This window comes from uncultured Sphingobacterium sp. (assembly GCF_964277905.1).
GTDB lineage: Bacteria > Bacteroidota > Bacteroidia > Sphingobacteriales > Sphingobacteriaceae > Sphingobacterium > Sphingobacterium siyangense.
Genome location: NZ_CAXYKD010000045.1, coordinates 229,256 through 241,265, shown reverse-complemented (window position 1 = coordinate 241,265; position 12,010 = coordinate 229,256). Strand labels below are relative to the sequence as shown.

General features: G+C 39.5%; 12 protein-coding genes. 4 read left to right on the top strand and 8 right to left on the bottom strand.

All coding sequences use genetic code 11. The annotated features are described in order from the left end of the window. Positions 1 to 287 precede the first annotated feature (287 nt). The 4 genes from ACHWSC_RS21275 to ACHWSC_RS21260 form a co-directional block, all read right to left on the bottom strand. Positions 288 to 1,253: a YihY/virulence factor BrkB family protein gene (locus ACHWSC_RS21275; protein WP_088160434.1), complete on the bottom strand. Its 966-nt coding sequence runs from the start codon at positions 1,251 to 1,253 to the stop codon at positions 288 to 290. Position 1,254: 1 nt separating this feature from the next. Then, positions 1,255 to 1,662 carry an acyl-CoA thioesterase gene (locus tag ACHWSC_RS21270; protein WP_394678098.1) on the bottom strand — a complete coding sequence of 136 codons (408 nt, stop codon included), beginning with the start codon at positions 1,660 to 1,662 and terminating at the stop codon, positions 1,255 to 1,257. Beyond that, positions 1,662 to 2,702, bottom strand: coding sequence for an endolytic transglycosylase MltG (gene mltG, locus ACHWSC_RS21265; protein WP_075991304.1), 1,041 nt, complete (start codon positions 2,700 to 2,702; stop codon positions 1,662 to 1,664). The genes ACHWSC_RS21270 and mltG overlap by 1 nt, the downstream gene beginning before the upstream one ends. 143 nt (positions 2,703 to 2,845) lie before the next feature. After that, positions 2,846 to 3,832, bottom strand: a complete 987-nt coding sequence (locus ACHWSC_RS21260) for a PASTA domain-containing protein (RefSeq protein ID WP_394678097.1) — start codon at positions 3,830 to 3,832, stop codon at positions 2,846 to 2,848. Positions 3,833 to 3,978: 146 nt separating this feature from the next. On the opposite strand from ACHWSC_RS21260, the gene ACHWSC_RS21255 reads away from it, so the two are divergent. After that, positions 3,979 to 4,986 (top strand): D-alanine--D-alanine ligase, encoded by a 1,008-nt coding sequence (locus ACHWSC_RS21255; RefSeq protein ID WP_394678096.1) that lies wholly within the window; start codon positions 3,979 to 3,981, stop codon positions 4,984 to 4,986. A gap of 116 nt (positions 4,987 to 5,102) precedes the next feature. On the opposite strand, the gene ACHWSC_RS21250 is transcribed toward ACHWSC_RS21255, so the two are convergent. The 3 genes from ACHWSC_RS21250 to ACHWSC_RS21240 all read right to left on the bottom strand — a co-directional run bounded on the left by ACHWSC_RS21250 (position 5,103) and on the right by ACHWSC_RS21240 (position 7,861). Then, complete coding sequence (locus ACHWSC_RS21250) at positions 5,103 to 6,311, bottom strand: serine hydrolase (protein ID WP_394678095.1); 1,209 nt, start codon at positions 6,309 to 6,311, stop codon at positions 5,103 to 5,105. 168 nt (positions 6,312 to 6,479) lie between these two features. Further along, on the bottom strand, positions 6,480 to 6,974 hold the full coding sequence (locus ACHWSC_RS21245; protein ID WP_205399454.1) for a dihydrofolate reductase: 495 nt from the start codon (positions 6,972 to 6,974) through the stop codon (positions 6,480 to 6,482). Between the two features lie 65 nt (positions 6,975 to 7,039). After that, entirely contained in the window at positions 7,040 to 7,861 is an 822-nt protein-coding gene (locus ACHWSC_RS21240) for a thymidylate synthase (RefSeq protein WP_120335367.1), read from the bottom strand. A 267-nt stretch (positions 7,862 to 8,128) separates the two neighbouring features. Between ACHWSC_RS21240 and mtaB the strand changes: the two genes are divergently transcribed. After that, positions 8,129 to 9,451 (top strand): tRNA (N(6)-L-threonylcarbamoyladenosine(37)-C(2))-methylthiotransferase MtaB, encoded by a 1,323-nt coding sequence (gene mtaB / locus ACHWSC_RS21235; protein ID WP_075991309.1) that lies wholly within the window; start codon positions 8,129 to 8,131, stop codon positions 9,449 to 9,451. 117 nt (positions 9,452 to 9,568) lie between these two features. Here mtaB and ACHWSC_RS21230 read toward each other — a convergent pair whose 3' ends face one another. Further along, positions 9,569 to 10,465 carry an EamA family transporter gene (locus ACHWSC_RS21230; protein ID WP_394678094.1) on the bottom strand — a complete coding sequence of 299 codons (897 nt, stop codon included), beginning with the start codon at positions 10,463 to 10,465 and terminating at the stop codon, positions 9,569 to 9,571. 307 nt (positions 10,466 to 10,772) lie between these two features. Here ACHWSC_RS21230 and ACHWSC_RS21225 point away from each other — a divergent pair, with 307 nt between their 5' ends. Both ACHWSC_RS21225 and ACHWSC_RS21220 read left to right on the top strand, forming a co-directional pair. Then, positions 10,773 to 11,345, top strand: a complete 573-nt coding sequence (locus ACHWSC_RS21225) for a C40 family peptidase (RefSeq protein WP_075991311.1) — start codon at positions 10,773 to 10,775, stop codon at positions 11,343 to 11,345. A 91-nt stretch (positions 11,346 to 11,436) separates the two neighbouring features. After that, positions 11,437 to 11,940, top strand: coding sequence for a hypothetical protein (locus ACHWSC_RS21220; RefSeq protein WP_394678093.1), 504 nt, complete (start codon positions 11,437 to 11,439; stop codon positions 11,938 to 11,940). Positions 11,941 to 12,010 lie beyond the last annotated feature (70 nt).

Sequence of the window (12,010 nt, the reverse complement as noted above, 5' to 3'; positions counted from 1 at the left end):
CCTTGTAGCTCTGCGTTTTTCGCTGCTAATTCTTTTTCTGCTTCTTGTTTTTTTGCCATTAATTAATTTTCTCCTTTTTCCTACTTTGTAGGAGTTGCAAAGGTACAAAAAAACTTTAAATGCAAAATTTTATTTTTCTTATTTTATTGAAAGACTTTCAGTTATAGGGGACTTTTTACATGCCAACCCTGCAAGGGATGGTATTTGAATTGTACTATTGCTAATTCTCGACTTTATTTGCGGAAATCCTTTTCCGATAAAATAGATTTTAAGTGGCTTAAGACGACTTAGTCTTCTCTCTTAAAAGAGTTGAAAATGCGTGGCTTGGCAATAACAATGGTTTGTTTGGACAGCGCTATTGCCGCATTAAGCTCATATCCCAATAATAAAATAAGCGTATTCAGGTAAATCCAGAGCATGATGACGATCAATGTCCCAATGGATCCATACAGTTTGTTATATGCACCAAAATGATTGATATAAAAGGTAAATATTGAAAACGTCAATATCGCTAAAATGGTAGCCATAGAAGCTCCTGGACTGAAGAGTTTCCATTTATTGGAGTTGGAGGGACCAAATTTGTAAATACAACTTACGGTGAAAAAGTAAATAGCAAATATGATCAACCATCGGGCTACTTTAAGTAGAATGGCCCAGAAGCTGGATTTAATCCCTGTCGTTTCCTTGAGGTAGTCTATCGTAATGCCAGCTATGGTAAATATCGTCATCCCCGCTGTTAAGGCAAAAATAATCAGAAAAGCCAAGGCTAAGGCAAGCAGTCGTTTTCTGATCCAAGGTCTTCTCTCCGTCATCAGGGAAGCTTTATTGAAGGCATTCATTAGGGAGGCCATGCCATTGGTCGCAAAATAGGCCGCAAACACAAAACCAAAAGACAGCAATCCACCATTTTGGTTTTTGATAATATCCTCCAATGTCGTTTCAACAACGAGAAATGCATTTTTAGGAATTACTACTGCAAGGAAATCCAACAACTGTTCCTGAAAATTATTAATCGGAATATAAGGGATTAATGTAAATAGAAAAATGATTCCCGGAAAAATGGCTAATAGAAAGCTATAGGAAAGGGAAGAAGCCTTGCTGACAATGGAATCTCTGGAAAGCTCCTGAAAGAAAAATACCGCCACAGTATAAAGTGGTAGTGAGCCAAAGCCAGGTAGTACGACACGTTTACTCCATTCGATTAATCTAAAATAAGGTTCAAAATTTAATAGCCATTGGTGGATTTTCCCCATATCAATTAAAATATTTACTCATCTTATCCAGGAAAACCTGTGGCGGCATACAAGGTCTATTTTTCTCCATATTGACAAAGACCAAGGTTGTTTCTCCCTGGTTGAGGACTTCCCCATTTTCATTGAAAAGCTCATATTCGAAAATGATGCGAACGGCAGGTTTCTGGCGGATTGTTACCCGTATCGTGATCAAGTCATCGTATTTGCCTGGTTTCAGATATTTGGTCTTCATCTCCGTAACGGGGAGCATGACACCCATTTCTTCCAGTTCCTTATACGATATCCCCGTGCTCCGCAGCATTTCAGTTCTCGCTATTTCATAAAACGCAGCATAGTTTCCATAATAGACATAGCCCATTTGGTCAGTTTCTGCATAGCGGACGCGAATCTGGTGGTCAAATACAAACATTATTTTTTAATATTTCTAGCGTCTAGAGCCTGTTGGAATTTACGTGCATTGATCAAATGCTCAGCCTCTGTTTTTGCAAAATTATGGTAACCAGAAAAATCATCTTTGGCACACATGTAAATATAATCATGTTGCTTAAAGTTTAAAACCGCATCAATTGCAGCGATGCTTGGAATTGATATAGGGCCTGGAGGCAATCCTCTATAGATGTAAGTATTGTAAGGATTGTCTGTTCTGAGGTGCTTATTCAATACCCTTCTAATGGTAAAGTCATTATTAGCAAAGATCACCGTAGGATCTGCTTGCAATAACATACCTTTTTTGAGACGGTTTAAATATAAGCCGGCTATCATGGGCATTTCATCCTGGTGTAAAGCTTCACCTTTCACAATCGACGCCAATGTGCTAACCTGTTGTGGTGTCAGATTAAGTGCTTTTGCTTTTGCCGTGCGATCCGCATTCCAAAACTTTTTCCATTCATCATCAAAACGAGCAATTACTTTTTCCGGATTGGTGTTCCAGTAAATTTCGTAGGTATTAGGGATGAACATTGAAATGAGATTTTCTTTTGTAAATCCATATTTCTGTGCGGTAGCCTCATCATTCAGTACAGCAATAAATTGGGCAGAATCTGCCTCAAAACTTTTTCCAAGAAGTGCGGCCATATTTTCTTTCAGTCGCACATTGGAAAATCTGAATTTTACAGGTTCTTGGTAACCGCCAATCAAATTGCCGACTAAGCGTCTATTGTTCATTCCTGGGGTTAACAGATAACGTCCGGGTTTTACACTTTCTTCATATTTTTTATATTGTGCTGCACGCTCAAAGGAAGCGATATCATCCACTAGATTTGAATCTTTGATTGATTTCAATACATCCTCATATTTTTCACCCTCGTGTATGTACAGGTACTTTTTCTCTCCCGATACATTCGAAGCATAAAATGCTTTATAAAATGTCCAGGCAAAATAACCTCCAACAACAATAACGATTAGCGCAATGATTTTTAACCAACTTGGTATTCCTTTTTTATTTTCCATTCTAAAATTTTTTATTCATCTGTTGTTCGCTATTCATGGCGTTTATATAGCCCTTAGCGGTCAGTGGTTGATGAATCTGCCAAGAACTTTAATCCATTATGATGGCGATCATTCGACGCAGCTTCATTTTTGAGTCAATAAACTTAAAAGCCTAGACTATTCCCTTTATTTTCCTTTTCCTTTTTTTGCCCTGCTGCAGGATTTGTCGTTGTCGGTTTAGCTGCAGGGGTATTTGTTGTGTTACTTTTTGCTGGAGCAACAGGCTTTGACTGAACCGGAGGTTTTGCCGCTGGCGGAGTAACCTGTGTTTGGTTTGCCTGTGGTTTAGGTGTTGTCGTACCTCCAGCTGGAGCACCGGTCGTTGCTGTTGGTGCCGTGAGTGAGAGTGTTACGTCAATTTTAGCCCCTAAACTGGTCAGGCCCTTTTCTATTCCTGGTGATTGTACACTGATTACTGCAGTGGCTGTATCCGTTACGCTTGGATCATAGGTTACAGTACCTAGACCTAATCCAGCACCAGACAAGGCGAACTTTGCTTCGTTTAATGGAAGTCCAACTAAATTAGGTATCTCCACCTCATTTGCTCCCAGTCCATTTCCCAAAACTAGATCTATACGTGAACCTTTAGGAATCATGCGTCCGTTGCGGATAGATTGTCCCGCAAATTGAGCATCCAGTACGATATCCCTGGCGATGTCTGCGACATAAGAAGTGTCACCGATTCGAAGGTTATGGTTTTTCAAGATGGCTGTTGCTTCAATCAATGTTTTATCTTTTATATTCGGAAAAGCAACTTCAGGTGCAACCTGTGTGATAATGGTCAAATAAATAGTCCGACCCGATTTTACATGAAATCCTTGTTCGGGATCCTGCTCTATGACCATGCCAGGTTTGGCATCCATCTGATAGACAGAGTCAATTTGATATTCCAGCCCGGCGTCCTCCAAAGCTTGGATGGCAGAACTGATATGAAGGCCTTTCACTTTAGGAACGGCGATAGATTCATCATGTTTGGTATATATTTTCAGTCCAATATAAACGAAAAGGAATAGACATACTATCGCAATAAGAGCGGCAATAAGATTTTTCCTAAAAGTGGGGGTCTGAAGATATTGTACGACTTTGGACATTTCTCTGTTTGATAAAAATTAATTCTGCATAGAACCGCAATATTAAAGCCAAGTTTGCAGAATGATTAAATAAAATTATTCCTCACAAAATTATTCGTTTTTCCGTGTATAGCAAATTATATTTGCTATTCGAATCGCTAAAATTTATGAAAGCAAAAATAGCATTAATAACTGGAGGTTATACAGGAGAAGCTGAAGTTTCTTTTAAAAGTTCTGCCTTCGTCAATTCTCAACTTGATCACGACAAATACGATATATATTTGATTACAGTGACCAAAGAAGCATGGTACTATGAAGATTTAGACGGAAAGCGTCATCCGATTTCAAAAGCTGATTTTACCCTTCCATTGCATGGGGATATCTTGACTTTTGACTTAGTTTTTATTATGGTGCATGGTGTGCCTGGAGAAGATGGAAGACTTCAGAGCTATTTTGATTTATTAGATATTCCATATACCTCATGTGATGCTTTGACGTCCGCATTAACGATGAATAAAGGGTATACAAAAGCGATCTTATCGGATATTCCCGAGTTGCATTTGGCAAAATCGGTCCTACTGTTTGAATCGCAACGCCCGGAGGCACTCAAAATCGTCGAAAGTAATCTTTCACTCCCTTATTTTGTGAAACCTAATGCCGGTGGAAGTAGTATCGGAATGACCAAAGTAAAGGAATCTGCACAACTGCAGGAAGCGATTGACAAAGCTTTTGATGCGGAAAATACAGGAAAACAGGTTATTGTTGAAGAATTTGTGACTGGACGCGAATTTTCCGAGGGAATTTTTCGGAATTCAAAAGGCGAGCTTGTTGTTTTGCCTGCCACAGAAGTTCGGACTACACGCGAATTTTTTGATTATGAAGCCAAGTATGTACCTGGATTGACCGAGGAGATTACGCCGGCAGACCTGACGATCGAACAGCAGGAGCGTGCTGCGCGTATTTTAAGAGAAATCTATGTTAGATTGAACTGTAAAGGTATGGTTCGCGTAGACTTCTTTTTGGAAAACGATACCGATAAATTTTATTTTATCGAAATTAATACCATTCCCGGGCAGACTCCACAAAGCTTTATTCCGCAGCAGGTACGGGCTTTTGGAATGAAGGAGGGGGATTTTTACGGTGAGTTGATCGAAACAGCCTTACAATCGAAATAGTTCTATTTCAGAAATATCTTGAAGCAAGCAGCCTTCGGCCCAAAGCGGATAAAAATATGCCGCAATAGCGACACATAAAAACGGCTTTCATACATTGAAAGCCGTTTTTGTGTGTTTTATTTTCTGAAATCAAATTTGGATAGATCGGGTTTAAACTTCTTAACCCTTTTCAATTCCTCCTGATAAATTACTTGCCCAATATTCTTTAAAAAGGGGTAGGTTACTGTGTCGTATTCATAGCTTCCATCGTTGTAGATGCCATTTTCATTGGACTGTACAACAACGGCGAGCATAAATTCTACCCCATGTTCAAAGTCGACGATATAAGCATTATCAATATTATAGCCATAAGAATCTCCATATTTGTTGAAGATCCGGATGTTGGGATTTAAGGTTGCATTTTTTTCACGGCCATAAAAAAGGAGCTTGCTATACGTTGGCCAAAATTCTGTTGGATCATATTTCGGGAAATCCGATTCAAAGGGATAGCGCGACATGTAGTCATAGAGTAGGTCATAATCCTCCTTTTTTAGATTAAATCGTTCTTTAGGCTGAAATGCTTCCGGAAATAGTAATTTCTTCAATATGAACTGTTGATCTTCGAGTGCGTAGACATTAAGCCCCTCAAAACTCCAGGGCTCATGAATAAGTTCATCTTTATCGTTCATGTAACCTTTCCCCTGAAGCGTATTGGCCAGCTTCAGGGTATAGTCTTTTGGGTCGAATTGGGCCGCTTGTTGGTAGATGATATCTTTTCCATTGTAAAAGGTAATGGGATTGGTGTGTTTGGCCCATATTCCTTTGTCGCCAATGGCAAGACGGTTGACGATACGGCTGTATTTGGTGCCGTATTTTTTTAGTTTCGCATTCAGTTCAGCACGGCCAATAAATTCAAACAGTCTGTTTTGTGCATCATTGTCACTGGTCAACAGTATTTTTTTTACGTATTGTGCAACAGAGGGAAGGCCATTGGCTGCCGATTCGTCTACAAAAACCTTAGTCTGTTTTTCAAATGCTGAATCAATGCGTAGCGGAGTGTCTTTGCTGAGACCGGCAATCTGTAGGTCGTTGATTTTTTCCAAGGCCAGAATTGCTGTCGGCAACTTTACTGTACTTGCGGGATAAAAATACCAGTTCGGATTCAGTCGATAGCTATAAGACCTGAAATGTGGCCTATTGGATTTGTCACGATCAATTTGCGTATACAGAATTTGCACCTCATTTTTCGTCGGATGACTTAATATGTTTTGAAATAGATCAGGATGACTTTGGAGTAATTTTTCCAGGTAAACAGTATCTATCTGCTGAGCGTATGCGTCTGACATGAATAGGGTGAAAATTAAGATGAAGTATTTGTGCATGTGCTTTAGATCAGAGTGTTGCGCTTGTTTAGTCCTGCAGATTAAGCTCTTCTATAGCTTTTAATATCAAAACGCAATATCATGGAGCTTTTTGCCCCATGATATTGCGTTTTGATATTCGTAAACATGGAATTATTTTCTCGAATAAACTTCAAAGGTATAAGCAAATGCATGTTTCTCATCTGCCTGATGCGAATCTGAGGAAATTAATTCCCATTCTTCGGAAGGCAATTCAGGGAAGAAAGCATCTCCTTTTAGGGTTGTATGTACTCGTGTCAAAAGCACTTTGTTTGCCAAGGGTAGCGCTTGTTGATAAATGTTTGCGCCACCAATGATAAACACTTCGCGTTCATCCCGGCAATATAAAAGTGCCTCTTGGATACTATTGGCTACATCAATATCTTCTCCCTGGAAATTCGCATTACGCGTGATGACAATATTCCTTCTGTCCGGTAAAGCTTTGCCTATGGCCTCAAAAGTCTTTCTGCCCATTAGGACAGAATGCGCAATGGTATTTTTCTTAAAATATTTAAAGTCGTTGGGTAAATGCCAAGGCATCTGGTTGTCGATTCCGATGGCATTGTTTTCCGACGCAGCTACGATTAATGTGATCGTTGGGTTGCTCATTTTTGATATAATGTGATTATTGGTCCTCTAAAATAATGTTGTTACAAAATTAGGTGCCTTCATTGTTAAACGGCAACCGGAGCTTTGATATGTGGATGTGATTCGTAGTTTAACAATTCAAAATCTTCAAACTTGAACTCAAAGATATCTTTTACTTCAGGGTTTATTTTCATCTGCGGCAGCGCTTTTGGCTCGCGGCTCAATTGGAGCTCCGTTTGCTCGAAGTGATTACTGTAGATGTGTGCATCGCCCAGAGTATGGATAAACTCTGCGGCTTCCATGTCGCAAACCTGTGCGACCATCATCGTTAACAAAGCATAAGAGGCAATGTTGAAAGGTACGCCAAGGAATATATCCGCACTGCGTTGATACAGTTGACAGGACAATTGTGGTTTCATGATGCCTTTTTCGGGCTGTGCTGGCGCCACATAAAATTGGAAAAAAGCATGGCAAGGAGGGAGTGCCATATGCTCTATTTCGGCAACATTCCATGCCGATACTATAATGCGGCGTGAATCCGGTGAATTTTTTAGCTGGTTGATCACCTGTGTGATCTGGTCGATATGGCGGCCATCAGGTGTTGGCCAGGAGCGCCATTGTGATCCGTATACAGGACCTAAATTTCCTTGTTCGTCAGCCCACTCGTCCCAAATGCTTACGCCATTTTCTTTGAGATACTGAATATTGGTTTCACCTTTAAGGAACCAGATCAGCTCATGTATAATGGATCGCAGGTGTAATTTCTTCGTCGTTACTAAAGGGAAACCTTCCTGTAGGTTGAAACGCATCTGATATCCAAAGACACTTTTGGTACCTGTGCCAGTACGATCTGTCTTTACAACACCATTCGTATATACATGTCTGAGTAAATCTAAATATTGTTTCATCTGTAAAAAAGTAATTATTAAATACTAAATATCAAGGCTATAATCGAACTGGATAGGGACGAATAGCGCTATTTTATGTGTCTGATTCTCAATCGGGGAATATTTGAATACATCATGTCCGGACTAATTTCGTTTGCCTGTAATAAGCCGCCGGTGCATTCAGCCTTTCAAGATAGTCAAAACTAAGGAAAATCCTTATAACGAGAAAGTCAAAACTTAAAATGATAAGAGCGGTTACTGAAAAAAAATGTAATTTTGCAAAATATTATGGAGAATAAAAAAGTAGCTTTTTATACACTTGGATGTAAACTGAATTATTCGGAGACATCATCCATTGGTCGTTTATTTAAAGATGCGGGCTATGATACCACAGCGTTCAATAGCCGTGCAGACGTTTATGTAATCAATACATGTTCAGTAACGGATAATGCTGACAAGAAGTGTAGAAAAGTAGTGAAGGAAGCATTAAAGCACTCTCCCAACGCCTATATTACGATTGTTGGCTGTTATGCACAGCTAAAACCAAAAGAGATTGCAGAGATTCCGGGAGTGGATATGGTCTTAGGTGCAGCTGAAAAGTTTAATATTATTGAGCATATCAATGATTTGACGAAACAGGAAAAAACGATCGTTTATAATGGTCCAATCGATGAGACCAATCAATTTGTCTCGGCTTATTCGATTGGCGATCGTACGCGTACCTTCCTAAAAGTACAGGACGGGTGCGATTATTCATGTACATTTTGTACGATTCCTTTGGCACGTGGCGGAAGCCGCTCGGGTAAGATCGAAGATATTGTGCGTCAAGCGGAAGAAATTGCAGCTTCAGGCGTAAAAGAAATTGTGTTAACGGGAGTTAATATTGGTGATTTTGGTATTCGGGATGGTAAGCGTGAAGACCGATTCTTGGATTTGGTAAAGGCTTTGGATGAAGTCGAAGGTATCGACAGGATTCGGATTTCTTCGATAGAACCTAATCTTCTTTCCAATGATATTATTGAGTTCGTGGCACAATCAAAACGTTTTGTTCCACATTTCCATATGCCACTGCAGTCTGGAAGCAATAAAATTCTGAGTTTAATGCGCAGAAGGTACAAAAGAGAACTTTACACAGAGCGCGTCGCATTTATCAAGTCATTGATGCCTAATTGCTGTATTGGTGTTGACGTTATTGTCGGATTTCCGGGAGAAACACGTGAAGACTTTATCGATACGTACAATTTCTTGAACGATTTGGATATTTCTTATCTGCATGTCTTCACCTATTCAGAAAGAGAGAATACGATTGCAGCTCAAATGGACGGCGCTGTACCGGGAGCTCAACGCAGTGACCGTAGCAAAATGTTGCATATCCTTTCGGAGAAGAAGCGCCGTGCTTTTTATGAGTCACAGCTTGGCGAGACTGGTGATGTCTTGTTTGAGGCCGATGAGAAAGATGGATATATGCATGGCTTTTCTAAAAACTATGTCAAAGTACGGACCTTATATGATCCATTATTGGTGAATGAGGTTGTGCCGGTTAAATTTATGGACGTAACGGATTCTTGTGAAGTGGAGGTAGAAGAAATTCCAGAGACACTGACACATTAATCTTTTTAAGGGGGATACCATATTAAGATTTATAACATATAAAAAAGGCAATCTTCTCTAGTAAGATTGCCTTTTTTCGTTAAAGGGAATTCCAAAATTTCCCTATTGATTGTCCCCCTAATGTGCACTGCTTTTTGCTGCGTTCAACCAGATGACGGTACCCAAGATCAAAAGCACCCCGAGCCATTGTATCGTGGATACACTTTCATGAAGTATAAAAAATGACATACAGGTGGCTACAGGTAGCTCCGCCGAGCTTAATATTCCGCCTAAGGAGAAGCCCGTTTTAGGTAAGCCGTAGGCAAACAATAAAGGCGGGATGACTGTGCCAAATAGAGAAAGGATCAAGCCGAAATAGAGGAAGTTACCATCAAATTGACCATTCCATAAATAAGCAGGTGGAAATAAGGTAAAGACCATGATACAGGCCCCCGTTACCATAATAGCGCTTTTTTGAATGGGGTGATAGTCATTGCCGACACGGCCATTCACGATCATGAAGACCGAATAGGCAGTCGCCGCTAAAAGGCCAAATAAGACACCTGTTAAGTTGAGGTGTTGTAAGCCTTTTTCAATAAGTCCAGTCGCTAATAATGTTGCAATGAGTACAATGCCGATGCCAATCAGGTTGTTTTTTGAAGGTTTTGCCTTGAAAAAGATAAATTCAATCAGCACACCGATCCAAATATACTGCATCAACAGCACAATGGCCAACGAAGCCGGAACAAGCTGTACACATTTGTAATAGAGGATACTCACCAAACCGGTAGAGGTACCACTGATTAATATCTTGATCCATGAAGATTTCTTGCTTGAAGAGTGAAATGACTTTGCAGAAAAGAGTTTGATGATAATATAGATAAGCCACAGTATAAGCATGCCAAATAAAACCTGAATTCCCGTTACCTCTCCTAAAGTCAAGCCTTTACCATAAGCTTTTTTAACAAACGTTGATAGTATCCCAAAACTACTCGCACCTAAAAAGACAGCTAATGCACCTTTTAATTTTTCCATTCTCAAATAAATTAGGCGTCAAAGTTACGATTTCTGAACAATTCTTTTTCTTATCTGACGTTCTTATCAAGAAAAGCAATCTTGGGGGACAAGCTTAATAGTAAGGAGTAAATGCATCCAACAGGTGAAATTCATTGACTGGAAACATTGCTGTTAGTCGTAATATGTTGCGGGGGACGGCTTTATAACAGCGGTCATACGAGTAAATTGTTTTTTAGCAGTGGGCAAATTTATTGGATATAAACAGCAATTTAATTAAGTTTGTTAGGCAAGTAAGTTTGTTAAGCAAGAACGTAAATCGAACAGCATGAGTGTCAGATCTTATTTTATCTTCTTTTTAGGTGCAGTTCTATTTTTGAGCAGTTGTTCAACGAAGAAAAAGGTACTTAGCTCCAACACACATTCTTCCAATGGCGCGGTTTTGACAGATGCGAGCTCAGCGCGCGGAAAAACCTTTTCTGGATCCCGACTTGACAATTATGCAGACTTACTCAATGTGAGTACAAAAAAACTAAATCCGCACCTTTATTCATTTATTGACGATTGGATGGGCATACCGCATCGTATGGGTGGACAGACCAAATCGGGGGTAGATTGCTCGGGATTTGTTAATCTGCTTTATATTGAAGTATACAAAGGGAATTTACCCCGGACTTCGCGTGATATGGAAGGAATAGTAAAAAGAAAAAAGGTCGATAAACTTGAAGAAGGAGATCTGGTGTTTTTTTCTTTCGGACGAAATGGGATAGATCATGTTGGTGTATATCTGCATAATAATAAGTTTGTTCATGTTTCGACACGAAAAGGCGTTATCATCTCTGATCTTTCCGACAGCTGGTATGCTAAGACCTTTGTTGATGCGGGCTCTCCGAATATCTAAATGCGTGAATTTCATGTAGGTTTTATGTCATATCTTGATATAAACTTTTATACCCTATATAAATCCTTATTTTTGTCAAAATTTTATAGAAATGACAATCAAGAGTAAGAAGATTTTTTTGGGCCTATGTATTATTGTGCCGTTTTTGATGTATTGTGTTTATTACTATAGTAATATGTTCAAAAATGCCCCTTTTCGTTTTGCTGATTTTGAATCCATTGAATTCAAATACGGCGAGCCGAACCACATGGTCAACGAATACAATTCAAAAACACGCATCTATAAGTATTTAGACAAAAAAGATTCTTTAATTACCGATACTGTAAAATTTACAAAAGACGATTTATTGTACCTGCACCGCAAAGCAATGGAGCTCGGCTTTTGGAACTTGGATACCGATATGACTGGACCTGAATGGCAGCAGGATTCAACACATTCTAAAGTTCCACGTTTTTATTTAGAGTACAACTATAAAGATAAGTCCAAGCATATTACTTTAGACGCGGATTTTGCAGGCAACCCGCGTATGCATGACGCAGCTAAATCAATGATCGATGAAGTCAACCGTATGTTGGCAACCGCGCAAGCCCGATAGTTAAGAAATAAACCCAAGGGTAAAGAGAGAAATCAAGCAATTGGTTTCTCTTTTTTTGTGCCCAATATTC